The organism is Paenibacillus piri (assembly GCF_004354045.1).
Classification (GTDB): domain Bacteria; phylum Bacillota; class Bacilli; order Paenibacillales; family NBRC-103111; genus Paenibacillus_S; species Paenibacillus_S piri.
This window is the reverse complement of sequence record NZ_SMRT01000006.1, coordinates 168,691-194,972: the sequence shown is the minus strand read 5'-3', so window position 1 is coordinate 194,972 and position 26,282 is coordinate 168,691. Positions and strand designations below refer to the sequence as shown.

Below are 26,282 nucleotides of genomic sequence, written 5' to 3'. Positions count from 1 at the left end.
ATGCTCAAGCGGAAGTCTGTCGGTCGTTTAGCTTCCTCTGCTGGAAACAAGATTCAGCGGAGATTCGCTCAAAAACGCAAGCGATGCATAAAGAAGGCCGGCTTTTCACAAGGTAATACGGTTGGCCCAATGTACTGACCACGATACATAATTCAGGAGGTTTACGTCCATGTCGTCGATGAATACGTCGTACCAGCAGTTTCTTCAAGAGCAGCAAATGTACCAAAATCAGCAGGCTCAGATGGCGCAACAGGCTTTAACCGCCTCAGGTCTCAGCACCTTCACGCAAAATGTCCGCCAAGCTCAGCAGCAGCTGATGCAGGTGCAGCAGGATCTTCAGCAGGCGCAAGCGCAAATTGATATGCAGATGGATGCGCAAAAGCGCCGCCTTAGCGAAACGCAGCAGCGCATTGAGCAAGTGGTCCAACAAATGAACGGATTCGTTCAGCAATCGCAAGCACAGCCCATGCCGCGTCAGACCGCGAACTACTATCCGCAAAATTAAGGCGACCGATAGCACGGCTATAAACAAGCTTGCACGGTAGGGTAAGCTAACCACATCGTCTGCAAGCAGTGCAGTAGAGTACCATGACGCGAAAAGAGACGCCGTGTAAGCGTCTCTTTTCGTTATGCACAATAGTGCTGAATATGGTTAAATTATCCGCCTCGCTGCTGCACGACATGGGTCAGCTCGTGAGCCAGCAGCTCCTGACCTTGAGGGCTTGAAGGCTCGTATTTGCCGCTTGAAAAAAATACATCCTGCCCCTGTGTAAATGCTTGCGCTCCGATGTCCTGGTTAAGCTCATTCGATTCCGAATCGTTATGTATCGATACGTTGCTGAAGTCAGCTCCGAATGCTTGCTCCATTCCGGATCGTGTAGTCGAATCCATCTTGGCACCGCCACCGCTTTTCGCCTGAATACGCTGCTCGAAAGAGGATGTCACGTCAAACCCGCTGCCGTCGGACGGCTTCATCTGCAGCTGCTCTTCATCCGGATTCGACATCCGCTGAATCGTCTCCGCCATCGGCTTCATCTGCAGCTCTTCTTCCTCTACTTCCGGCTGTTCCATGCGCTGGATCGATCCCGCCGCCGGCTTCATCTGCAGCTCTTCTTCCTCTGCTTCCGGCTGCTCCATGCGCTGGATCGTCTCCGCCGCCGGCTTCATCTGCAGCTCTTTTTCCTCTGCTTCCGGCTGCTCCATGCGCTGGATCGTCTCCGCCGCCGGCTTCATCTGCAGCTCTTCTTCCTCTGCTTCMGGCTGTTCCATGCGCTGGATCGATTCCGACACCGGCTTCATCTGCAGCTCTTCCCCCTCTGCTTCCGGCTGCTCCATGCGCTGAATCGTCTCCGCAGTCGGCTTCATTTGCAGCTCTTCCTCCTCTGCTTCCGGCTGCTCCATGCGCTGGATCGATTCCGCCGTCGGCTTCATCTGCAGCTGCTGTACAACTTGGCTGGCGACTTTATCCGCTTCTTGCTCATACTGGTCGCCTACCGGTCCGACTGACATTTTCGCCTGAATCGGCAGACGCGTCTGTGAGCTTGCGATCATCCGCTGCACACTGCGGTTCCCTATCGATCCGTGCAGGTTCATAATACCGGCGGCCGTAACCTGATGAGGATGATTCGGCGCATGCGCTTGACCCGCCCCGGACCTCGTTGTCTCTGCCTTTCGCTGGATACGGGCCGCCGCGGACAATTTCCCGTTTTGTCTCGGTTGATGGATGGGCATGTTGCACCTCCTAAAGGTTTTGCTTTAGCAAAACTCGCTTCATATGCCTTCACTTTGCTTTCATGAAGACCAGCTTCGTAAATATCCGGATTGCCAGTAACTCCACTATAGCATATCGGCGGCATACAGAATATGCCATTTGACACTTTTTTCACACGATTTTGTCACTGATCCTGATGTTCAATCAGCAGCATCGCGATATCGTCCGATTGGACTGCACCCGCCGTAAACCGGTCGACATCCTGCAGTATTCGCTCCATCAGCTCCTGTATCGTCAACCGGTCTGTTCCGGCTGTCTCCCCCGACCCGTTCAGCACCTCGTGCAGCCTCGCGCTGCCGTACTGCATGAGCCCGGAATCTTCCGCTTCCGTAATCCCGTCCGTATAAAGCACGATGCGCTCGCCCGTTTCCAGCATAGCCGTGTTATCGGCATACTCCATATCCTCCATGACGCCAAGCGGCACCCCTTTCTTGCCCTTGAGCGGCTCGACGTCACCACTGCTGCGGATGATGTACGGCGTACAATGTCCGCCGTCGCTGAATTGGAGCTGGCCGGACTGCATGTCCAGCACGCCGCAAAAAATCGTCGCAAACATCGACGATTCCTCCTTGTACAGCTCGGCATTCACCTCGGTCAGCAGCTGACCCGGCGTCATGTCAGGCGTCATCTTTCCTTTGATCAGCGTCATCGTCACAGCCATGAAGAGCGCCGCCGGAATCCCTTTATCCGATACATCGCCCAAGGCGAAAAAAAGCTTCGAGCCGCCGAGCGTGAAGTAATCATAGAAATCACCGCCCACCTGCCGGGCTGGACGGATGATGGAGCGCACATTGGCCGGAATCGTCTGCTGCCCTGCTGCTGCGGGCGCCCAAACCGGTGCTTCCGCAGCAGCTTCGGCGTTTTCTCTGGAAAGTCGCTCAACAGCATCGCCATTCACTGTCCTGCCTTCGGACCCGAGCCGGCCGGATTCATCTATACCGTTCACAGGAGCATAAGTACCGGATGAAACCCCGCGGGGCAAAAAGCCCATCTGGATGTCACGCGCAATGCGCAGCTCGCTTTCCATCCGTTCCTTCGCCGCTACCGTATCGCTTAATGCCCTTAACGATTTTTCCAACGCATCGTACAGCATCGCATTTTCCAAGGAAACCGCAGTGGGAGAGGCAACGGACTGCAGCAGCCGCAAGTCTTTATCGCTGAAATGCTTGCCGTCCCGCTTGTTCAGCACCTGCAGTACGCCGATGATCGCTCCTTTGCTGATTACCGGAACGCACAGCAGGTTGCGCGTCGGATAATCGACCCGATTCGCTACCTTCGAGGACCAGCGCGAATCGCGGGCCGCATCGTCGATTTTCACCGATTCGCCCGTTTGCGCTACCCATCCGGCGATGCCTTCTCCCATGTTCAGACGGATCTCGCGGATTTCATCGCCCTTTTCTCCGAGCGCGACTTCAAAGAACAGATCCCCTTTTTCAGGGTCGACCAATATAATCGACGACGCTTCCGCATCGGTGACCAGGGAGGCTGTGTCCATGATCTTTTTCAACAGATCCTGCTTCAAAATCGTCGAGTTGATTTCCAGGCTGACTTCAAATAATTGATGCGTCCGCCGCAGCTCCAACACCGCTTCGCGCCGCCTCCACTCCGCACCGGCCAATACGAGCAGCAGCACGATAACCGCCAACAGCCATCCATAGGGAAAATCACTCATTTTCCGTCACCGCCTTTCGGCATCCTTTCTCCGACACTAACCGATCGCGCCAAGCGCCTCAGCCTCAGTTCCGTAAATCGTAAAAATGGCGCTGAATCCGGACATATCGAATACTTCCTTCACATTGTCTGTCATCTGTACGAGCGCCAGACTTCCCTTCAATGCTTTCAGCTTCTTGGCGGCCGTAAGCAGGATGCGCAGCCCCGCGCTGCTTACATAGTCAAGCCCGGCGAGGCCGAAGACGAACTTCGTATGTCCCTGTCCGATCAAATTCATAAACTGGGCTTCCAAGGTGCCGGAAGTATTGGCATCAAGCCTCCCTTGAATATCCAGTACCACCACATCGCCAACCGCACGCTCTGTTATCTTCATGCCGAACCCTCCGCCTCTGCGGGACGCTGCCCGTATTTTTTTAAACGAATCGTATTTTGATCCCCGGTCCGTTCGTACGTTACTTCATCCATCACTTCTCTGACAAAATGTATGCCGAGCCCGCCGATTTTCCGGTCATCGAGAGCCTCTTTCGTATCGGCTTCCGGTATCGATAACGGATCAAAAGCGATGCCGTCATCCGTAATCACCAGCTCAATCGCCTGTTCGCCAACCGTCAGACACACCCGGATTTGACGCTCCTCCGCCGTTTTATAGCCATACACGATGGTATTCGTGATCAGTTCATCGCAAACGAGATTCAAATGAAACAATGTTTTCGGATCGATGGATAATGGTCCGGCACACTCGCTGAACCATTCACGCAGACGAACGAGCTCGTTCAGATCGTTTTTCAATTCCACCATGACTTGCTTGCTCACAGCGACCCCCGCTTTCTTGTTCGCATTACCCCATCTTGGTCAGCATCGACTCCAGCAGGCGAACCCGGGCGCTTGATGCATGCAGCAGGCCGATGCCAATTTCCGGATACAGCCGCACCAGCCGTTCCAAGCTATCCCCGCGTACAGACAGCACCCTGATTTCGTCAAAAATAACTTGGGCCGTAACGGACGATTTCGCCTGATCCAACGCCGTCGTATCGCCGATCGCCTGCTTTGGCCCCAGCACGCCAAGCGTGCTCTCCAAGCCGCCGGAGGAGACGCTGCTCAGCTCCACCGTACCCTCTACAATCAAATACATGCTGGAATTGGTTTCCCCCTGCCGCAGCAAATACGTCTGGTCCGGGTACACCTCCTCCTGTGTTATGCCGGCGATCAGCCCCAGCTCATCAACCGAAACGTCGGTGAATAGCGATACCTGCTTGAGAAACATTACTTTATCGAGGATCGTCAACAATTTTTGCTCACTGGCCAATCCGTCCTGCTCCTCTCTTTTTATGGCATATACCGCGATTTCGCGCAGCCAATGATCCGACCAGCGCCGTGCATGCTCCAGGACGGCTTTCGGGTCGTCCTGCTCGCCGTCGCCCGCTTCGCTGCCTTCCTTCAGCATATCGAGCAGCGCATAAGCGATTCTCCGGTCGCCCAGCCCTTCCGCCAGCACCTCCAGACCGTTCTCGCGGATTTCTTCGTTATCGTCCTGCACCGTTTCCCGCACGCTTGCGACTACGCGCTCATCCGCCAGCTTCGATAAAACCGACCAGGCGGCGCTGCTGAGCGCCAGCCGTATTTCCTTGTAGCGCTGTGCGGCCAAATCGGCCAGCCCATCCATCCCGAGCCGGCGGATTGCGGCGGAGAGCGCCTTTTCCCGGCTCGAACCTTGCATCCGCTGCACGCACGCCTCAACCAGCGTATCGCGGATTTGCGAATCGGACAGCAGATCGGACAAGGCGGCGACACTGGCATCCCAGATGAACGGATGCGGATCCTGCAGCCCTTCCATAAGTGCAGGAACCGCCTTGTCTCCCATGGCGATCAAGCTTTGGACAATCGTCTTGCGCAGCTCCTGATCCGCCGCCGGATACATGAGCAGCAGAGAGCCGACCGCCTCCTCGACCTGCAGCCTCCCCAGGCAGTGGGCGGCAGCTACCTTGACGGCGGGACGATGATCGTCCAGCAGCGACAGTATCCAATCGGTATACGCGTACAGCTTCAGATCCGCAATGGTATGGCAGCCCTGCACGGCCCATTCGCCGCCCGTATCGAGCAGCTTCACGACCGCTTCGTCGCAGGCCGGGTAGCTTTCCTCGCTTTGCAGCGCATAGATCGCTTTAATCCCTTCCGCAATAACCTGCGGATGCGGGTCCAGCAGCTTCATGCGGATAAAATAATGCGCCTGGCTTTTCAAATGCTGCGCCTTTGCGATGAGCTTGACGCATTCCACCCGTACGCCGGGCTCCTCGTCCTCCAGCAGGGAAGCGACCTGCACGAGCTCCTGAAGCGCTGCTCCCTGCAAATTCATCGCGCGCAGCGCCGCAATCCGGATGCGCGGATTTTTGTCGCGGATAAGCTCGATCAGCTTGGGCAGAAACGAGGAATCTTTCGCCCGGCCGATCATCTCCAGCGCCACCTCGCGCACATCGTCCTTCGGATCGTCAAGGTATTCCAGCACGCCCTGCAGCGCCTTCGTGCTGCGCATCCCCCCGAGAAAAGAAGCGACCGTTTCCGAAAGATCGGAACGGAACGACTGGACGCTTTTGACCAGCTCCTTAATGTACAGATTGCGGCCGAACCAAGCGACAGCCACCAGCAGCACGGCAAAGCCGACTCCGGCGATAGCCTGGGGCCGAATGTCCAGCAGGCCCTGCGAATGAAGCAAAGACAGCAGCGCGCCTAACAAAATTCCACCGGATGCCGCGATCCCCTGCGCAACATAACGGACGCCGTCCCTTTGCGAAATGGGCAGCATTTTGAAAAACAGCTGGTAGCACGGCTCTGCGGTATAATACAGCAGAATGTAAATGACGGCATAAGCTCCCGATACGACGGCAAGCCCGAACGGCGTATCCGAAAAAAGCGCGGTAAGCCCGAAACCGCCCATAAATACAAGGGCTATGGCCAACAGCATGTTGCTCGCCCCAAGCCAGTTCATCAGCCGGCCGGCGAATGTTTGAAACACTAGCGCCATCGTAAACTGCAGCGTAATAATCATGCCGTAGTAGGCAGTCAAATCGCGCTCCTCATGAAAAATGCGCTGTGTCGTGCTGAAATACTGGTACTCCATCAAAAAGTAGAGCGCCGGCATCAGCGTCATAAGCGCCACCGCGCAAATCAGAAACGGATTGCGGAGCATCTGCCTGAAATGCGCTCCGGAGGTTTGTTCCGCAGCCACCCCCGCACCCGCTTCCGGGGCGCCAACTCTTGCATCGTCCCTGATCGCGAGCGGGGCCAAATATCGGGCGATCGCTTTGCGGAAATTCCATAACCCGAGCAGCAGGAAGAAGGGCGCCAGCAAATAAACGGCTTCTGTACCCCAATAGCGGGTCACCTGCTGCGCAATAAAGCCGGCCGTAATGCCGCCGACCATCGCCGAACCGACAAAGATCGGCATCAGCCGCTTGGCTTGCTGTGTCGGGCATAAGTCGAATGCCGTGCTCCACAGCAGCAGCGTAAGCTGACGTACAACGAAATTCGAGCATATAAACAAAATCGGATAATAAAACCTGTAATCGACTCCTCCCAGCTTGAACGCCAGCAGGATGAGCCCGTTCACCAGCAGCAGGCCGGTCATCATCAAATACAAGGTGCGCATCAGCTTCGCCTTGGGCAGTCTGTCGGCCAGTTTCGCCAACAACCAGCCTTCCAGCGGCATAATGACCGCTTCCGCGATATAAACGAACGGGATAAACTGCACCCCGAAGCGTTGATTGAATAGCGCCATAAAAGCCGTATAATTGAGCAGCTCGGCAATCCCGCCGCAATAAAACACCGGCAGCATCACCCACAGCTTACGTGAATCCTCCGCCCGCAGTCCGAGCCATCGAAACAGGGTCCCCATCCTTCATCAAGTCCTATCTATGTAAAATATCCCCCGAAGCATAACCGGCTGCAGCATCCTACAGCTTTTTCAGAAAGGCCATCCGGCCCTCCCCTTCATAATAATAGTCGGGATAACTGCCAATATGCTCAAATCCCCGCTCTTTGAAAATACGCCGGATGGTGCTGTACTCCTGCAAATCGCAAGTGTAAGTCAAAATATAGCGCCCGCGCCGCTCTTTCACGAAAGCGAGCATCGTCTCGTAAAGCCGCGTTGCAATGCCGAGCTTCCGGTAATCTTTGCGCACCACGATATAATCCCATAAGTAACCGCCGGTTCGATGCTCATTCTCGGTCACGCTGATTGCTCCGACAATTTCGCCTGTCGGAATAGCCGCATACCAATGCTGATGATTGTCCGATTTCAAGCTTTCCAATGGCTTGTTGTGAAAATGATCGATTTCTCCGGGCGTATGCCTTTGATCGTCGAACGATTGCTCCGACAAGAAAAATTCGCTCACCTTCCGCGCTTCTTCTTCCTTTTCCATAAGAACAACGTTAATACTTTCCATGGTTCTCCCCCGTTTTACCTCAAGCTATGAAACCGACAAGGTGCCGTTCCAATCTTCTGTGGTACCGTTCTGGAAATATTCATCGCATAAATAAAAATACAGCTTGGCGGCTTTATCCTGCCGGTTGATCTTGATGACCTGCACGAACGCTTCCCTGGCATCGTAAAAGCGGCCGACCTGGTAGAGCAGTACAGCCTGCTCGAATAACGCTTTGGTCTTTTCTTTCAACGCTCGGGTCGTGTCCGGCTCGCCGTGATATACGTCGAACAGCTGCAGCGGTTCCTCCTTCCCCTCCACCCGGATCATGCCGAGACTGCGGTATTGAAACAGCTCACGATCCTGAAGCGAACGGATAATAAAATCGGAAACAAGGATCGACGCGCCCAGCGGCTCGGTGAGCTTCTCCAATTCATTGGCCAGATTGACATCGTCGGAAATGACGTTGCCCTCAAGCCGCAGCTCCTCCCCGATAATGCCGAGCCGCAGAGGTCCTTTGTGGAGCCCGATACCGATATCGATAGGAAGGTATCCCGATCTGGCGCGGTGCACGTTATACAACTCCAGCTCCTTCCTCATCCCGAGGCAGGACAGCAGCGCTTGCTCCGCTTCATTCGGAAACAAAGCCATAAAGCCGGCACCGGCATATTTATTGATCAAACCGTCATGATTACGGACATAGGGGCCGAAGCGATTCAAAAACGAATTGATAAAATTAAAATTTTCTTCGGGTGTCAGCCTCTTGGACATGGAGTAAAACGAGCGGATATTTACGATTAAAATGCTCATTTCCTGCTCGACCTGATCGCCCAGCTGAACATCGAGAATGCTGTCCTTCTCCAAATATTGCAAAAATTGCTGCGGCACAAAGCGGTAATAGGCCTCGCTGACGCGGGTAACCTTCTCGATATAGCCCCGGATATGCTCCGCCATCACATTGAAGCTGTCTCCGAGGTCGGACACCTCGTCGCGGGTACGGATATCGACCACCGTATCCCAGTTTCCTTTGGAAATGGCGACAGCGCTGCTGCGCAGCTTACGAATCGACGACAGCATCACATAGGTCATCAGCATAAAAATACAAAGCAGAATGAGCGTAATGACCGCTATATTTTGAATAATGTTGTGGAGCAGCTCGCGCCTGTGCTGGAGAATGCCCTCCATATTTTTACTCGTTTCAAAAATCCCGACGATTTTCCCGGAGCTGTTATAAATCGGTCCGAGCGCATAAATCCAGAAGCCGGTTTCATCCTGCCATTGGTCCGTTACAATTTTGCCCTGCTGAACGACCTCCCGGTTTTTGTCCGTCGACGGGAACGGGTTAAACATGTTCACATCGTCCGCATCTTCGATTATCCGGTAAATGGAGCCGCCCTCAACCTTATATAGCGCCCTGTAGAAGCCTCTGCTCCCGGAGTCCTCGACTTCCTCGAAGACCGAGTCCATTTTTTCGCGAAACGTTTTATAGTCATTGGTCATGTAATCGAGCGGGGAATTCATCTTCTCCAGCTTGTTGCCGTCGATTAAATTGCGGCCGTTCCGCGCGAGCAATGAAAGCTCATGAATCGTTTCGTCCTCCAGCTTTTGCGAAAAGTTCGTGTAAATAAAGTAGGACAGCACTATCATGGAGCCTACAATAACCGGAACGAACACGATCATTTGCTTCAAAATAAGCGAGGCTCTTCGTTTCATGATGTTGAAATAGAGCAGCTTGACTGCAAAGGCAACAAGCAGCAGCGCAGCAGCCGCCATTGCCCATACGAACCATTTGTGCCGCATCGTCTGTGCGGAGTAGGTCCCGTTGGTCACGCTCCCGATCAATGATCCGTCGGAGCGCTGACGCAATATTTTCCCTTCCTGCACCACGGTCAGGCTGTTGTCGGCACCGATCGAGACCGCCGGCATGTTATCGGATGAAATTTGCATGTCATGCTGCTTTGCAGTCTCTTTCGTCAGCAGAGCCTCTACAATATAAGGATGGGCCGGGTCAATTCTGCTGATCGTTTCACCGTAATAGTCGATGTAAACCAGGCGACCCATACCGTCCAGCAAAAGCTTTTCCGGAAAGTTTCTGTTGGTGCGGTCAATCCCGGGCAACGGGTAAATCAGTTCCGGACGCCCGTCCTCCAGCATGCGGAAAATTTCGCCGCTCCGAGCGGTAACATAAATTTGTCCCAGCTTCGTGCCCGTCGCTCCCGCCACATACTTCCCTTCGGGCAGCTTGGCGGCAAATACCGGCGCGGGCTCCGTACCGCCGACAGCCATTTTATATAGCGTTACCTGGTTAAAGTCGTCCACAAAAAAGGACAGCATTCCGTCGCTCACCTTCAACGATTTCAAGCTGCCCAGCCTGTATCGTTTGCGCTCGGATTTATTCGCGTAATCTTTGCGGAAAAAGGATTGATCCTGCTCCCCCTCCGGGGTAAAGCGGATAATCTCCTCCGCCTTGACAGTGAGGCCATAAGAATCGAGAGTTGTTTTGACCGTGTACAAGTTACCCTCGTTATCAGCCGCCAGTTCATTGAACTGGTAAATTTCCCCTGCCCCGTCGCTCACCCCCACTGTATAGACGACATTGCCGTCGGGACCCAGCTTAACCAGCGTTTTCTTCGAGTTGTCGATCACGTACAGATTGTTTTCTTTATCGGTAAGCGCATTGGACATGCTCCCGAAGGGCAAATCCCGACGGAAGGGGGAGCTCGCGACGACGTCGCGGTTATCGTATACGTAATATCCTGCCGCCGTTGCCAATATCACCACGAGCAGCAAAGCCGCAATATACTTTTTCATCGGTTTCTTATCGCCTCGTTTTCGAAAGCTCTTTACATTGGATTAATGCGAGGAAATCAGTATGGTCTTGGCTGTCTCATTCCACTCCACCTGGAGTCCTATCGTCTCTGCTATAAACCGGAGCGGTACATAGGTCCTCCCCGCTATCAACGCGGGCAACGCATCCAGCGTTACTTCCTCCCCGTCCGCATAAGCGGCAGGGCTGTCGATCGTGCATACAACCGTCCCGCCTTCATGGCTGACCGTAACGGTCCGCGCCGCTTCGTCCCAGATAACCGCAGCGCCGAACGCTTCGGAAACCGGCCTTATCGGCAAAAACGCATTTCCGCCAATAAGCACGGGCGGCGCCTCGAATCGAATCGGCAGGTCCGGAGACAGCACCTGTTCAACCGGAATGATTTGCGCCGCAGCGCCGTAAGCCTGCTTGATCTCACTTGCGGCTTCAGCCAACTGCGCCTGCTGCTCCGGCGTATATTTCTCCAATTCCTTTTGCTTGAGCTGCTCCAGCAGCTGCCGGCTCTTGTCGGCTATCGCGCCGCTCACTCCTTCCGGCAGGCTCGCGCCATCCGACGCTGCATCGCCGAGCAATTGAGCGGGCAGCAGCTGCAGCGCATCCAGCTGCATAAACAGCTCTTGCTTCTGTACGGTCAGCACTGTATCGTCGAGAGCCGCGATCGAGTTCTGCAGCTGCGCAACCCGCTCGGCATCCTCCCGCTGCTGCGCCTCTGCAAGCGCAGCCTGCAGCTTGCCCTTCGCCTGCTGCAGCGCAGCGACGCTGTCGGCTGCGCCGCTCTGCTGCTGCGCGAGCCGCAGCGCCGCTTCGGCCAGCGGACCGGCTTGTGCCGCTGCTGCCGCGGCGTCGCCTGCAGCGAGCGCTTGCTGCAGCTTCGCCTGCAGCTCCTGCTGGCGCTGCTCGTACACGGCGGCGCTCACGCTGCCGCTCGCACTGCCTCCCGCTGCGCCGCCGCTTGCGCTGCCTCCTGCTGCGCCCGCTGCGCCGCCGTTTGCGCTGCCTCCTGCTGCGCCCGGTGCGCCGCCGCTTGCGCTGCCTCCTGCTGCGCCCGGTGCGCCGCCGCTCGTGCTGCCTCCTGCTGCGCCGCCGCTTGTGCTGCCTCCCGCTGCGCCGCCGCTTGTGCTGCCTCCCGCTCCGCCGGCTGAGCCAGCGGCTGCCTCAGCCTCTAGCTGCCGCACCAGCGCGTCAGGGTTATGCACCAGTGCGATCTGCTTCAGCGCCGCCTGCTGGTCTCCGCTCTGCAGCGCCTGCATTAGCGCCAGCTGCGCCTTCGCATCTTCCCATTCAACAGACAACCGGGCGATATCCGCGGCTTTATTCGCCGCTTCGGCCTCTTCCTTCGCCTGCTTCAACCGTTCCGCTTCTTTCGTCAATGCCTCAATTTCCTGCGTCAGCTGCGCCGCCGTCAGCAGCGGCGATATCGTTCCGGCCGGGTTGATCTCGACGGTCAGCTTCAGCGCCGCGATTTTGTCCGACGCTGCGGCCGCCGGACCGTTCGCGTCCTCCAACGCTTTCAGGTCCAGCACGCTGTCGGCGGAAATCCACGCGCCTCCGGATAATTCCGATTTATAAAAAACACCTTGCCCCGACGCTGTCATCGTTGCTTTGGCGGTATTGTACAATTCCGGCGTCAACGCCTCCAGCGGTATGCGGTACGTACCGATGATCAAGGTACCGCCCGCCCCGTTCTGCGGTGCAGACGAAGCCTGCGCCGCTGCCGCTTCCTTCACCGCAGGCATAGCGGCAAGCCCGCCCGACTTATCCAGCGTCGCGGTTCCGGACGTTCCGTAGCCTGACAGCGCCCCTTCCGCGACGATCTCGTTCTTCTTAAACAGCGCGATGTTTAAACTGTCCGGCTGACTGAACATGACGCTCAAATGCCGCAGCGGCTTATGGATCGGTTTCTTCCGACCGATCGGCTTGCCCTCGGCCGTAAACAATGCATAGTCGGTCGCCCCGAGCTTCTTATCCGCCTGCACCGAGAAATCGCTCAAAAGATCGCCGACGGACGGCTTCAGCTCCCATTTTAGGGAGGGCCCCTTCTTTTCCGGCTGCGGAGGCTTGATCTTGGCCAATCCGTCATCAATCTCGCGATACGGCAGCACGCCTTTTTTATAAGTCCGCTCCACCTCGCCGCCCGAATCGACATTCAGCTTGCCCAACGCCAGCTTATAGCCGAGCCAGCTTGCCGTAACGGCCTGCTCCGCTTTTTCCCGCACCTCGTTCAGCTTCTGCAGCTCATCCTGCTTCAATAGCCCCAGCTTTATTTTGTTAGAAGCCGCGGCCGCCTCGTCCACCGCCTTGTCGCGAGCCCGCAATGACTGGGCGTAAGCTTCTTCCGCCCCTTTGGCATCCAAATATGACTGGCGGATTTCCAAAATAACGTTTTGCCGGCTTTCTTTCTCCTTCAATATCGCTTTATTCCGGTCCATCATTGAAATCGGCAGCGACTGCCGCAAATCGTCGAAATAACGCAGCCCGTCATATTCCCCCTGAATCAGCGATTTTGGAACCGGGATAATGCCGAGCCATACCCAGCCTTCCCAATCCTCGCGGATCTTCTCCAACGTCTCGTCGTAGCTTGCCATAAACAGGTCGTAATCCATATCCTTCATCTGGTACATGCTCTCGATCACCCTCATCCGCGCATCGCCGAACTTGGCGCTGTACAGCTTTCGGTTCACGTTGAATTTCTCGTCCGCCAGCCGCCGTTCTTCGCGGTCCTGCAGCAAGCCGAGGTTCGTTTGTTCCGCACGGGAGGTGTACTTCTCCAGCATCGCTTGATTGAGATTGGCATAGTCCTGCTCATAGGAAAGCGTCACGCCCATTTCCAGATCGAGACCCGTCTTTTCCCCCAAAGCCAGCCGGACCGATTTATACGCCAGCTGCGACTTCTTCAGCTCTGAAGCCGCTTGCTCCACCGCCTTATCCGCCTGCTCCCGGGCCGCTTGATCGGCCAAGCCCAGCTTCTGCATCGTTCTGATGCCGTCGAGCGATCTCATGGCTCCGTCCAACTGCTTGCGCGCCGCCGCTTCGGCAAGCATGCTCTGCACAGCGCTCCAATACAGCTTCTCCATCTCAAACTGCACCGAAATCGTCTTGCTCCTCACCGTCTCTTCCGCAATGAGCAGCTGCTTGCGCGCCTCGGGAATTTTCATCCGGAGCTGCAGGTCCTGGCTCAAATTTCTCGGTTTGGCAAACAGGCCCGCATCTTTCGCTTCCGCGCTTTTTACCGCATACTGCGCCTGGACGAGCTCGGCCTTTTTCTTCGTCACTTCCGCTTTCGCGTCGCGAAGATCCTGACTGCTTTTGACGCCTAATCGGACCGCTTCTTGCTGCGGCAGCTCCTTGCCCTTATCGCCGGGCGCCGCGGATACCGGGACGACAAACAGCTGATTCAGCAGGAGCAGCAGCGCGAGGAAGCGTCCGACCCCTTTTGCGACATTCAAAATAGATCCCTCCGAAACCTGACTTTACATAGTTTAATAGTACAATACTTACAGGGATACCGCACCCTCTTTTTGGAAAATAACGACGAAAAAGAACGAATTTAGTCCTAAAAAGGATTTTATTGCCGCAAGGGGCATTTTTTAGTACTATTGAATTAACGTTTCAATTATATGTCCGTTTTTCAGCCAGCCAATTCAGCGTCCTCCTGCCCTTATAATGAAGTTGAAATATTTCCCCGAAGGCGGTGCATCCCGTGGGTATTCTCGTCTGTGGCGGCGCTTCGACCCAGTGCAGCTTTGGAGCGGCTCCCGGCACGTTAATGGTGCTTCCGGCAAACCGCGTCATGACCTCGATGCCGATCGCGAACATTATGGATAACAAGCCGATCATGAATATTACGCCGTTCGGCATGTGCAAATCGATGGCCAATCCGACTGTTGCGGCGGCGACGGCTGCCAACAAGGGCGTGCTGGTGCAAATGCCCTGCGTGCCGGTGATTGCAGCGCCGTGGGCGCCCGGCTCCCCGACCGTCCAGATCGCCAATATGCCGGCATTGAACAACAGTTCCAAGTGCATGTGCAATTGGGGCGGCGTCATCCAGATTGTTAATCCGGGACAAGCTACGATCCAGGTGCCGTAAGCTGCTGCTGCGGCTTTCTGTTTGTTCCATGAAGTGTCCCCTGTCCTGCCTCAGGCAGGCGATTTCGGTAGCGGGAGTGAATCGTTAATGAATGGCCTAGTGAAAAATCTTGAATCGGTTTTCAAGCCGGTCGTAAACCCCATTATTACCAAGCTGCTCAAGCCGGTGCGCGAAGCGCAAAAGCTTCCCGGCATTCTCATCAAGAAGTTCCAGGAATTGCTGAAAGCGATACTCGGCACCCGGGAAACCTCGCTCCGTCATTATGTGCTGATTGGCCAATATTACGTTTCCAAACGACTGCTGTTGTTTATCTCCCTCGCTCTGCTCGTGCTCATCTATTTTATTTTTATTAGACCGCCCGCGACGCTAAATAAATGGCTCGGCCGTATACCCGTGCTTCAGGAAAACACGCCTAAAACGACGGCTTTCTCGGGAAAGGCAAAAATCGTCGACGAACAACGCAGCTCCCGATATGTCGGCGATTTGGCCGACGGGCTGTACACCGGACAAGGGAAGCTGTACGGCAGCCAGGGCGCCTTGCTGTATGAGGGCGAGTTCGACAAGGGGCAAAAAAACGGGAACGGCACGTTAAACGACGAGCAGGGACGGCTGCTGTACAAAGGCCAGTTCGTCGGCGATGCGTACAACGGTCAAGGCACTTTATATGCACCGGATCAAAAGGTAGCCTACATCGGCGAATTTCAAAACGGCCTGTTCGGCGGCGCAGGCAAACTGTTTTACCCGAACGGAGCGCTGCAATACGAGGGCGCCTTCAACGCAGGCCGCTACAGCGGGGCGGGCAAGCTGTTCGATGCGAAAGGTACGCTGCTGTACGAGGGAGAGTTTGCCGCTGGGGAGTACAACGGAACAGGGAAGCTGTTTACGAGCCAAGGGATACTTCTGTACGACGGCCAGTTTAAAAACGGCCGGTTTTCGGGCGAAGGATCCGAGTTTTACGACAACGGCTTATTGAAGTATAAAGGTTTTTTTGCGGCAGGAATGTACAATGGCGAAGGTACGGCCTTCAGCGCCAAAGGCACGTCATTATACAAAGGTTCCTTCCTGAACGGCGCTTATCAGGGAGCCGGGGAAGCGATGGATGAGACAGGCAAGCTCGTCTACAAGGGCGATTTCAAAAATGGCGCCTACGACGGTGTCGGCACATTGTTCGATGCCGACGGCGCTCCGCTGCTGAAGACGTTCTTCGCAGGCGGCACCGTTCATCTGCAGGGCTTTATCGGGCTATCCAGCAAAAAGCTGGAGGACCTGCTCGGCAAGCCCGGCGAGGTTACGATGCTGGGCCAACCCGATCCGCTTGGGCTGCCGGCTACGTCGGATGGTGCCGCCGCTGGCGGTGCAACCGGCTCAGCTGGCGGCGGCTCCGCTGCTGCAGGCGGCTTCGCCGCCGGGGCGGCAAACGCTGCTGCCGGAATTGGCGCAGCTGGCGCTGCCGGGACTGCCGCTGCCGGGGCGCCGACCGCCCAGCCTGCTGCGGGCGCTTCCGCAGCAGGCACGCCCGGAGCGTCGACGGCTCAGCCTGCATCCGGCGCGGACGCCTCCGCCTTGGCGGCCAATACGGAAACCGCCAAGCTGCTGCTGAGCTATCCGAACTATCAGATGTCGTTTAACGTGGAAACGACCCCGATGAATCCGAAGGAAGCCATCGTTACGACAGTTACGCTGTGGGGAAGCAAGCCGCTGTCGCTTATTCAGCCGGTTGTTGAGACGTTCGCCGATCCGGCCAAACCGAATGCTGCGGGATACCACATTCTCGAGCTTAAGCAGCCCTCGCTTGCCGGAGGCTATACAAACAGCTACTACAAGGACGACTTCCTGTTTACTCTCACCCATCGCAGCAATGGAAATGCGGTAACGCAGCTGGAAATCATTCCGATCAAGCCTTAATCTTATAGCTATCGGTAACATGCAGTTTTTTTAAGCGGGCGCAATGGTTCATCCGAAAGGGCACAAGGCTTTGCCGCCCCCAATCGAGAACGATCGCGTTTGGCAAGGCTGTGCAAAGCAGCAGCATATTTACATTTTCTTTACAGTAAACAACAGAACCTTCCGGCCTGCTGGCGGGAAGGTTCTGTTTATCCGATTACGACTTTATCGGGTTAAGACCCCCACCTCTAAGGTAGGCCTTGAAGCAGGTGGGGTAGAGTCCCCATCTGATTCCCCGATGTTCAGCAAAGCTGAACGAGTTCACTCTCATTTGAGGCCGGCACTCCGCCGCCTTATTTAATAAAGATGCCGCCGAATGGAATCACTTCTCTTAATATGCGCCGCATCATACTGTCGCTCTCCATGTGGGCATCCAATTGTCTGTCGGGCTTGCAGGGCTGAAGCAGCACCGTCCCGGAGCCTTTTATCTCCCAGTGATAATTCATATATTGGCTCGCCAAGGCATTTCCGTACACACAGGGGGTTAAACGGACATGCTGCGGATACGCGACAAGACAGCCGACATCGACATAAAGCGGCTGCTCGGGATCGAGTTCGACCGGATATATGGGGCCTGCCGTCAGCAGACCGAGCGTCCCCGGGCCTTGAAACCGCATTTTAATCAAATCGCGCGTCATGATGGCATTGCGAACGGTTTGCACATGCGTCCGGAAGCTCATGCCTTCCGTATAAAACAGGACGTGGCGGAATTCGAACAGCAGATCGTCCTCCGCTTGTATGTCAACCGTTCCCAAGCAATAGCCTTCCGGCAATCCCAGCATGAAGCGAGCCGGACCGCGGATGCGCGATTGGAGCATGCGCTTCTTCCTGTACATGCCCGACAGCTTCATCAGCGAATCTTCCCGCAGGGAGGGCTCGCCCTGGAAGGCGACAATCTGATTCGGATGCAGGACATGCACCGACTCCTCCGCACCCAAGGCCAGTACAGCCAGCCTTGTTATTTGTCCGGCCTGCTCGTAAGTAATTTCCATACGCTCCACGCTCCCTCTCTAATCTCCGGCTGCATGCTTATGGTATGGGTATGGTTTGGGAACTGGAGCTTACCGCCGCAGCTCGCGTTTGCGCCGCTTCCATACGGTAACCCGGATGAAACGGCCGGCTAAAAAGTACCCTGCCACCAAAATGACCGCCGTGACGGCGATCGTCGTCATTTTCCGCGTACTCGCGGCCTTGTCTGCAGCGGTTTGCTCCATGATCCGAAGTCTCAGCTGCAGCGCTTCGTTCTGCTGCTGCAGCTGTTGATTTTGGGCCAGCAGCCGCTCCTGCATTTGCGCGGACTGCCGGACCGCTTCGCTCAGCTTGTCCCTCTGCTCGTCCAATTGCTGCCTGGCCGCATCGTACTCCTTTTGCAGCGTGTTCATTTGCTCCGGCAGCTGATAAATATCCTGCATCCGATCCCACAGTCCGGCCTCTGCAGTGGAAGACGGCTGAAGCAGCGCCACCGCCAAAATAATCCCCAATAGAGCCTGTCCATAACGCGATCTCGTCCGTTTCCGGTTCAGCCTGCTCCCCTCCATCCGTTCTCCCCCCGCATTTCGACATTTATTTATATTTTACCTTGTAATTCGCCGGGAAGCTACAGCTTCGGTATACGGTTTATGCAGCCTTTATTTCAACGGCCTGGAACGGTCCGTCATCCGAAACAAAAGATGTAATTTTTTCCAGTATAAGCTATGATAGGTTTACCAGAAAAAAGATCATATACCTATTAATGAACGGAGATGATCGCAATGAACGGCTCCTATCCGACCTGCCCGGAACATGTTCTTGCTGCGTTAAAATATCGCTCCTCCAAAGCTGTATCGGAAGTGAAGAAAAATTATCCGCACGATATTCCAAGATCCCTATAATTCATGTAAAGGCGGGAGTAAAATGATCAGTAGAGCGAATGCGGAGCATTATACTTGGGGAACGCAATGCGACGGATGGCGGCTTGTCAACGATGAAAAGCAAAGTATTATCCATGAGCGAATGCCTCCCGGCACTAGCGAAGTCAGGCATTTTCATCATAAAGCCCGTCAATTCTTCTTTATTTTATCCGGAATTATGCACATGGAGATTGAAGGCGTTGAGCATATTCTTCAACAGCATGAAGGCATCGAAATCGCCCCCTTGCAGTTGCATCAAGTATTTAATAAAAGCAGTTTTGACCTCGAGTTTCTCGTTATTTCATTGCCCAATGCGAATAATGACCGGGTTGTTTTATGACAAGCACTCTAAATGTATGTCATCCGGCTCACAGTTAACCGTCAGCATGCCGTCATTGTATGGGCGAGTGCGTTTTGCGATCATAAATAGAGGAAAATAAAATACTCAAGCCTATTAACGGTACACAGGATTAATCGTTAACCCCGTGCAGCGCCGGTTTTGCTTAATTATAATGACGAGGTGAAGCATTCATGCCATTGCCAATGATTCATTTTCATGTAGCAGTAAACTATGTTGACGACGAAGACGTCCCGGCCTCATTTTTACTCGGAAGCATTGCGCCCGACGCCATTCATATGCGAAAAGGCACTACCCGGGAGCATAAAAAACAAACCCATCTCAGCATTGAAAGCAGTGGTAAGTCTTTCGAATCCGTACAGGAAATTTACAATGATCACATGTTGCGTAACGACACGGGCGAGTGGAAATGGTTTGTGCGCGGGTATTTTGCCCACCTGCTTACCGATTACTTTTGGCTTCATGACGTGTACAAACCATTTAAGGAGACGGCGGAGCGCGACGGGGTTCCGGAACAGGAAATCAGGCGGACTTATTATAAAGACACGGACCAGATCGACTTTACGCTTTATAAAACAAAGCTATGGACGCCTCGTGTATGGGAAAAGCTCATATCCACCCCTGTATTCGCGTTTGCTCCTTTTCTTTCTGCAGATGAGGTCAACTTCTGGCGGCTAAGGACGATCCATTGGTTCGACCTGCTGTGCGAGGAACCGCGCGTAGAACCCGCTTACATTACCAATGCTATCGCAGAATCGTTCATCCTTAAGACGGCGCCCCGCGTCAAAGAGCTGCTGGCCGACTGGGATCGTCGATGCCCGGCAGCCGGGCAGGACGACGATGGCAGAGGAATTCGGAACGCGCGGAAATGACGCTTCACCGTCCCTTCCGGTATATCGCAAGAACCCGGTTTTGCAAGCAGGTATCCCGTACATACATGACGCTCGCGCGATGTTGGGGAGGGAGTATGACAATGTTGTTATCTCGCTTGGAATTTCGGAAGCCATCCTCGAATGTTTTCGTAAAAGGCGCGAATCAATTCGAAAAAGAGAGGGCCTTCCCATGATCGGCATTTCTGCCAATGGAAAGCCCCTCTTCAGAATGGCTTATTATCTAGCTGCAGGCACATGAGAAGGTTTAGATCAATTCCGATTTTCGAAATTTCTATCGTTTGGCCTAACCATTTTCGAAAGCAGACTGCAAGCCGACGACAAAGTTATTCCTCCCTGCCGATGGCCGCCTCCAACACAGAATGCTCGACGCTCGCGCCGGCGTCTTCCGCTTCGGACGGCTTTTGGTACGCCCACCATCGAACCCGGATATTCGTCGCTTCCGTCGGCTGCTGCAGCCGCACCCCGATGCGGAAAGTTCCTTTGCGCGGGTACACGATCGTGCCGATTTTCACATCGGGCCCGTGCTGCTCATATTCACTGCCCTTAAACACGTCTGCGGCGCCGTAGTATACGCGCTCGCTGTTGCTGAGAATATCGGAAATGTAATCGTCGGATACTTCCTCGAGACCGGTTACGATATACGTATTCCCCGCGCCAAAGCCGTGCTCGATTTCGGCAGAGACATAGCTTTTGCCGCCTTTTCCGAATGGCGAGACGGCGAATTTATTGAAAGAAGAGACCGGGATATCGACAACGCCTGTCCTCAGCTCTTCGCCTGTCCGTACTTCCGGCAAACCGAGGTCGAACGAAAGCTCGTTGTCGTTCCGGTTGTAGGTCACCGTCAGTTCGGGCTCGCGATCGGCCGGGACGCTTCTTACCGTCGATTTCGTTACGATAGGACCGGCTGCCGAAGAGGATGTTCCTTCATGGAGTCCCAGCTTATGCAGGGCGGTAGCGTTGTACACATACTCTCCGAACGGAACCGGCTCCACCTTCTCGATAATATAGGTCGGACCCATCTGCAGCAGGTTGATTTTGGCCAAATAAATGCACGGCTCGGAAGGAGACTCCAGGGAATCCTCCAAGGAACGGTTAACATAATCGTCCAGCCACTGCTCCTGCACGGAGCCGCTGATGATGCTCAGTTCGTTCATGCTCGCCGCAGACAGACTGACCTGCTTGTCGCCGATGCGCAGCACCGCGGTATCCCGCCTGATGCCGACTCTGCTTTTGCCTTTGGACACACGCCCGGCCCGCAGCGGCACCTTGATTTCATATTCCGTTTCCTGCCGGTCCTGCGGCTCGCTGAACGTCACCGGCGAGCTGTCTTCCGGCTCCACCTGATCTCCGGCCGCCTCGCATTGCAAAACCACCTTAGGGGCCTGAAGCGTTTTTTCCACTTTCAGAATCATTTCGAACAATTGGCCCGGATTGACGTAGCGGGGCGTCGTTTGCAGCACGCGGACCTGCGAATCCTGATACAGTACGCTCGTCTGCTCCATCACGCTATCCAGCGCGAACAAGGACGGGTCGGGCGCTTCCTCGCGGATAAACAGCCGGTAGCTTTCAAGCACGCGGTTGTATTCGCTGATCTCATCGGAGCGGACGGCAGCGTTCGCTACGGAATGGACCGGTTCCTTGCCTTTTTCATCATAGGCGATACAAAGGTATACGTTTTTCGCGTATTCATTATTCGTAAAGCCGTCCATCATGGACAGCTTCAGGGTAACCGGCGAGGAAACGATAATTTCCCGCCCCAGCGCATCGATCGCCGCCCCCATCTCCACCGAAACCGATTTATCGTCGACGGCGATTACCTGCAGTCCCGTAATGACCCCTACGCCATGCAGCAGCCGGTTCATCATCCGACGCTTGTCGTTAAAATATTTTTGCTCCGACTCAAAATCGCGGACAGTCAGCAGCTTGCCGTAAAAATAACGGTTTCGTTCAAACGGATAATAGCGTGTTTTTTTCATCGAAATCCCTCGCCTTCCTTTACTTTGATTCATATTCTCCAACGTCGCGATTATTCTAGTTCCGAATCCAGCCCGAGCCGCGTATGAATATCCATCCGTTTATCCCGCTCGACATCGATCAGCACCGTATTGTATGGCATCGACGAGCGTTGGTCCAAAGTAAGCAGCGTCGGCTCCGACAAATACGTGTTGATTCCCAGATACGTATGCATATCCATGTACATCCACGGCTGCAGCAGCGTCAGCTTGCCGTCGGTAAACGCCGGCTTCTGATCGTTAATGATCGACTCGATAATCAACCGCTGTTTATCGGTTTGAATGCATTCCTGCGGCAGCATGACGCAAAAGACATACGGGTTGTCGCCATACAGATGGGAAAGCAGCTCTTTGAGCTCGGATCTTTCCTGCATTTGCTTCATTTGAAAATATTCGATGATATAAGGCTCCGAGCCGGTATAAAGACGGAGCATCCGCGACAAGCCTTGGCGGGTGCCGCGCAGCTTGTAAAGCTCCGGCGCTTGCTTGATCAATTGACGCAGCTTGGCTTCGCCCCACGATTCGTCCTCGGAGACGGCCAGCCACGTGCCGAGCCATTCCAGATAATGACCATGAACGGCATCGGGATCGAAATATCGGGAAATATGATCGATTTGCTCCTCCATATCCTGAAAGAACGTGCCGAACAACGATAAAAACCGTTCCAGAAACCGGCTATCGTCCTGCATCTCCTGGTATATGGGGGGCAAGTAGGCCAACAGCGATTGTCTCGGAAAATAAATTCGCAGCTTATGCAGCACCGGCGACTGCCGTTCGCTGCCCACTACGTCCAGCTTGAACCATAAATACCTGCCCCGTGCGTTCATCAGCAGCGCATCCCGGGGATTGACGATCGGCTCCGACCACAGCTCCCGGGTCGCTCCCAGCTTGTCTGCAAGCGGTATGCCGGGATCGGTCAAATATTGGCTGAAATCGACGTACTCCCCGTGAAGCAGCAGCTCCTTCCGGTCCGAAGCGTAATAGGAAATACGGACCTGCGTCTCCTCGGGAATTTGCGCGTCCAGCCGGAAACGATGCCATTCGGTCTCCGCAGCCGTCGTATCCAGCGCCGCCGATAAATAAATTCCCTCGGGCAGCCTGGTATGCTCCAGCTCCAGTGTTCGCTGCTGCAGCTCCAGCAGCGTAATTTCCGCCGTTTCGCCGTTCAATACGTACATCCGGTTTCTTGAATCCGTCAGAAGCTTATCGGTGCGCCCGCGATAGCCCGGCACTCTGGTCTCGATGCCGCCTTGCGACCCGAGCTTCAAAATAAACCGCTCGTCCTCTTCGTCCGCTCCGATATGCCGGCTGTCTCCGATATAAATATAATTATTCGTATCAATGGAAAGCCCGGCGTACGTCCCCTCCGGATCGATACCGAATTGGGCCGTAACCGCTCCTTCGCCGTCAAACGCGATATACCGCCTGCGCTCGGCATCGAACAAATGGACCCCGCCCTTTTCGGATACCGCTGTATAAAATCTCCTGCGCAGCTGCTCCGCATTCGCCCGTTCGTCGAGCCTGAATGAGTCGTGCTGGAATATGCGAACCGCTTCGCCCGACGCATCCCACTGCACAAGCCCGATCCTCCCTCCTTCCGGAACCTCTTCTTTTCCATTCATTCCAATAATTATATCCAGCGGAATGACCGTATACAGATGTTTGTGCGAGTCAGCCGCAACGGCCAACGGATACAACGGGCGATCTTTCCAGGCTTCCACCGCCCACAGCAGCTGGCTGTTCGAGACGGAGTAGGCCGCCACGCGACGCTCGCTGACCGGATCAGCTACAAACAGCGTATCACCTCTTGCGGCCAGCAGCCCATCCCCGGTAAACAACTGGTGGTTTCTGCCGAGCAGCAGCTCCGTGTGGCGATTTTCCGCATCGTAGGACCAGACGGCCGCTTCGCCATCCAATACGATCAGCTTGCCGCCCTGCCCGACCGTAAAATCCATCACCTCTTCGGGCCCGTTCATGTCCGCGGAACGAACTACCTTGTACACGGCGTATTTCTCGGTTTGATGAATGGCCATGCCTCCCTCCATTATCCGAAGATTATAGAGGCTTCCTTTGTCCCAGTCCAACCGTTTATTAAAGGAGAAAAATTGGAAAGGCTCCTGCACGGTGATCACCCCCTTATCCCTGCCGGCCTCCCGGCTCTATGGTTCATCACATTAAATATCCGTCTTGCTAATTAATTCAATTTCATGCTCGCCGGACATGACCAAGCCGTAAGGCGGGATCATAATGTCGCCGCTGGCGTCTTTACGGGCCTCGGCTCCCTCATAATCGATCCATAGATCCTGTACGTAGACGACGCCTTTGATCCGGCTGATCGCACCATAAATGTCGCCCTTATACACGGCGCGTCCGAACGCCCATCCTTGCGCTCCGTTCCCTTGATCGAGCGGATGCAGCAGCCTTTCAAGCTCGCGAACGATCCGCCTTGTCTCCCCCTTCATATGCGGCTCCATGACAACTACGGCGTGCACCGTAATTTTAATGTACTCCGCGGGAATGACATGCAGCTCCGTTGTCAGCAGCCGGTGAAGCTGGAGATGCTCGCGAACCGTCTGCAAAAAGCCATCGCTCGCCCTGGGCTGTGCCGCTTCGCTGTACGGGACGACCACGACCGTCATTTGGGCGGGCGCTTTGCTATGCGGCTCATCCTTCATCCCCGGACGGTAAAGGGGGATCGCCTTTACGCGGGCGACGCGAACTCCCGGCGTCGAGCGGGCAATCGCCTCATAATCTTCGCCGGTCACGGCGCGGTAAGGCGTATGCAGTTCTTTTCTTACGCGGAGCTTGGCCTCCTCCAGTGATTCCCGCTCGGCTCCTCCCGCAGCCGGAAACGGATTGGTCACCTGCGCGGCCAGCAGCTCCGGATCATTCGTCACGAGCTCGGATATAAGCCCGTCCTTCACATTGCCCCTGAGGCCTCCGCCCGTTTGCAGCGCAATGATCCGCACATTGTCGGTATCCGCCGCAAAAGGGACGAGCCCTTCTTCGTTATTGCCGAACCGGATGATACCGTTAGCGACATCCAGCACATAATGCCGTTCCTCGGAGCCTGAATGGTCGAAGTCATCGACTTTTGTCCAATCTTCCCATATGAGCTCCGCATTGCCGGGGACGGGCCGTCCGACCTGCAGCTGCAGCCCTTCGCTCAGACAGCTGCGCAAACGCTCTACCTCGAACTCCTGATTCGGCAGCCCGTTGCTGCGGCCGATCCAACGGTCCAGTTCAAATTCGGCTGCATGGGCAATCAACCTGACGCGCTGCTCGCCTGCTGCCGGAATTTGGCCGTGAATTCCGTCTCCGAATACAAGCGTGACGGTGTAGCTTGCCGAATCCCTATGCAGCTCGTAGCAGCGGTCCTGCGGGCCGCAGCTTGACAATCCCATAACCGGCACCCAATCGTGCCAATCGCCGTCATCGTTTCGAACTTGCACCGTCGTTAACCCATAAAACGGCAAGCTCGCCGCGATTTCCAACCGCATGCCGGCCTCTCCCGAGCTTGGGAAGACGAACGCTTCGCTCCAGGTTTCCCGCTGTACTGCGGTTACGGCGTTTATATGCAGCTGCTCGATTTTGGGAGACAGCTCGTAGCCTTCCCGCTCCAGCGTGCAGCAAATCCAATAGCGTCTCCGGTCATTCGCGGGATGAACGAGCATCGGCTGCATGGACGCGGGGATGCGAAACACGAGCCTTCCGCTCTGCGACAGCTGCACTGTTGTATCGCTGACGAGCTCCACCGGAAGCCAACTCTCTCCCTCCCCGGCGCCAAAATATTTCCAGGACACCTGTGCGGATGAAGTAAGCCGGGTCGTTCCGGTTGCCGCTCGTCCTACGCGGACCGGATAATCGTCGAACAGCTTGCAAGCCAACGAAATATCCGTATGCTGCGGAAGCGCCTGATCGAAGCCGATATACAGCTTGCTGCCGCTTTTCGCTTCGTTCCCGAACGCGTAGTAGGCAATGCCGGCGTTATGGTTCGAGGAGGTGTAATCGCTTGCCGCCGCATCGGTGCGGACGATGATCTTTTCCAGCCGGGCCGGAATCAGCTGTACCGTCTCCGCCGTTTCAAAAGGCTGGTCCATCGCCATCAGCTTCGTTCCTTTGGGCAGCGCCTTCTGCCGGGTAATGCCGGTAAAGGCGACCTCCGCTATAGCGGACTCCGCTTCCCGCAACCGGATGCCCAGCAGCTTGAGAAACTTGCGTTCATTTTTCTCCGTAATCCGGTTCAAATAATATTGCTGCACTTCAGTCATCCATGACATCAGCTCAACCAGCGTAATCCCGGGATCATGCGCGTTTTCATCGGTCCACTGGGGCATCAGCTTCGGTATCGCCTTGCGCGCTTCCTGGACAATCTGTTCAAAATAACGGTCGTCTAAATTCGGAACAGGCAGCAT

General features: G+C 55.2%; 18 protein-coding genes. 5 read left to right on the top strand and 13 right to left on the bottom strand.

The annotated features are described in order from the left end of the window. Positions 1–169 precede the first annotated feature (169 nt). Positions 170–505 (top strand): hypothetical protein, encoded by a 336-nt coding sequence (locus E1757_RS15030; protein ID WP_133229433.1) that lies wholly within the window; start codon positions 170–172, stop codon positions 503–505. 152 nt (positions 506–657) lie between these two features. On the opposite strand, the gene E1757_RS15025 is transcribed toward E1757_RS15030, so the two are convergent. The 8 genes from E1757_RS15025 to E1757_RS14990 all read right to left on the bottom strand — a co-directional run bounded on the left by E1757_RS15025 (position 658) and on the right by E1757_RS14990 (position 14,130). Then, positions 658–1,731: an eCIS core domain-containing protein gene (locus E1757_RS15025; protein ID WP_133229431.1), complete on the bottom strand. Its 1,074-nt coding sequence runs from the start codon at positions 1,729–1,731 to the stop codon at positions 658–660. 164 nt (positions 1,732–1,895) lie between these two features. Then, positions 1,896–3,443, bottom strand: a complete 1,548-nt coding sequence (locus E1757_RS15020; protein WP_133229429.1) for a PP2C family protein-serine/threonine phosphatase — start codon at positions 3,441–3,443, stop codon at positions 1,896–1,898. A 36-nt stretch (positions 3,444–3,479) separates the two neighbouring features. Continuing rightward, on the bottom strand, positions 3,480–3,815 hold the full coding sequence (locus tag E1757_RS15015) for an STAS domain-containing protein (RefSeq protein ID WP_133229427.1): 336 nt from the start codon (positions 3,813–3,815) through the stop codon (positions 3,480–3,482). Then, positions 3,812–4,255 (bottom strand): ATP-binding protein, encoded by a 444-nt coding sequence (locus E1757_RS15010; RefSeq protein ID WP_133229425.1) that lies wholly within the window; start codon positions 4,253–4,255, stop codon positions 3,812–3,814. Before E1757_RS15010 ends, E1757_RS15015 begins: the two co-directional genes overlap by 4 nt. Before the next feature lie 25 nt (positions 4,256–4,280). Next, a complete protein-coding gene (locus tag E1757_RS15005) occupies positions 4,281–7,331 on the bottom strand; it encodes a HEAT repeat domain-containing protein (RefSeq protein ID WP_133229423.1) in 3,051 nt (1,016 codons plus the stop codon). Between the two features lie 58 nt (positions 7,332–7,389). Next, positions 7,390–7,881 carry a GNAT family N-acetyltransferase gene (locus E1757_RS15000; RefSeq protein WP_133229421.1) on the bottom strand — a complete coding sequence of 164 codons (492 nt, stop codon included), beginning with the start codon at positions 7,879–7,881 and terminating at the stop codon, positions 7,390–7,392. Between the two features lie 24 nt (positions 7,882–7,905). Continuing rightward, positions 7,906–10,668 carry an adenylate/guanylate cyclase domain-containing protein gene (locus E1757_RS14995; protein WP_133229419.1) on the bottom strand — a complete coding sequence of 921 codons (2,763 nt, stop codon included), beginning with the start codon at positions 10,666–10,668 and terminating at the stop codon, positions 7,906–7,908. Positions 10,669–10,710: 42 nt separating this feature from the next. Further along, positions 10,711–14,130: a stalk domain-containing protein gene (locus E1757_RS14990; RefSeq protein ID WP_133229417.1), complete on the bottom strand. Its 3,420-nt coding sequence runs from the start codon at positions 14,128–14,130 to the stop codon at positions 10,711–10,713. A gap of 254 nt (positions 14,131–14,384) precedes the next feature. On the opposite strand from E1757_RS14990, the gene E1757_RS14985 reads away from it, so the two are divergent. Together E1757_RS14985 and E1757_RS14980 are read left to right on the top strand one after the other, a co-directional pair. Then, on the top strand, positions 14,385–14,771 hold the full coding sequence (locus tag E1757_RS14985) for a DUF4280 domain-containing protein (protein WP_133229415.1): 387 nt from the start codon (positions 14,385–14,387) through the stop codon (positions 14,769–14,771). A gap of 87 nt (positions 14,772–14,858) precedes the next feature. Beyond that, complete coding sequence (locus E1757_RS14980) at positions 14,859–16,676, top strand: MORN repeat-containing protein (RefSeq protein ID WP_133229413.1); 1,818 nt, start codon at positions 14,859–14,861, stop codon at positions 16,674–16,676. Positions 16,677–17,008: 332 nt separating this feature from the next. On the opposite strand, the gene E1757_RS14975 is transcribed toward E1757_RS14980, so the two are convergent. Beyond that, a complete protein-coding gene (locus E1757_RS14975) occupies positions 17,009–17,707 on the bottom strand; it encodes an AIM24 family protein (protein ID WP_133229411.1) in 699 nt (232 codons plus the stop codon). Between the two features lie 69 nt (positions 17,708–17,776). After that, the gene (locus tag E1757_RS14970; RefSeq protein WP_133229409.1) at positions 17,777–18,253 is read right to left on the bottom strand and encodes a hypothetical protein; all 477 of its coding nucleotides are present in this window, start codon (positions 18,251–18,253) and stop codon (positions 17,777–17,779) included. 355 nt (positions 18,254–18,608) lie between these two features. Here E1757_RS14970 and E1757_RS14965 point away from each other — a divergent pair, with 355 nt between their 5' ends. Continuing rightward, the gene (locus E1757_RS14965) at positions 18,609–18,944 is read left to right on the top strand and encodes a cupin domain-containing protein (RefSeq protein ID WP_133229407.1); all 336 of its coding nucleotides are present in this window, start codon (positions 18,609–18,611) and stop codon (positions 18,942–18,944) included. 191 nt (positions 18,945–19,135) lie between these two features. Beyond that, positions 19,136–19,834, top strand: a complete 699-nt coding sequence (locus E1757_RS14960; protein WP_133229405.1) for a zinc dependent phospholipase C family protein — start codon at positions 19,136–19,138, stop codon at positions 19,832–19,834. A gap of 344 nt (positions 19,835–20,178) precedes the next feature. Here the strand turns inward: E1757_RS14960 and E1757_RS14955 are convergent, their stop codons facing one another. The 3 genes from E1757_RS14955 to E1757_RS14945 all read right to left on the bottom strand — a co-directional run bounded on the left by E1757_RS14955 (position 20,179) and on the right by E1757_RS14945 (position 26,282). Next, on the bottom strand, positions 20,179–21,831 hold the full coding sequence (locus E1757_RS14955) for a hypothetical protein (RefSeq protein WP_133229403.1): 1,653 nt from the start codon (positions 21,829–21,831) through the stop codon (positions 20,179–20,181). A gap of 50 nt (positions 21,832–21,881) precedes the next feature. Continuing rightward, entirely contained in the window at positions 21,882–23,900 is a 2,019-nt protein-coding gene (locus tag E1757_RS14950) for a phage tail protein (RefSeq protein ID WP_165972126.1), read from the bottom strand. 141 nt (positions 23,901–24,041) lie between these two features. Next, positions 24,042–26,282, bottom strand: a complete 2,241-nt coding sequence (locus tag E1757_RS14945) for a putative baseplate assembly protein (protein WP_133229399.1) — start codon at positions 26,280–26,282, stop codon at positions 24,042–24,044.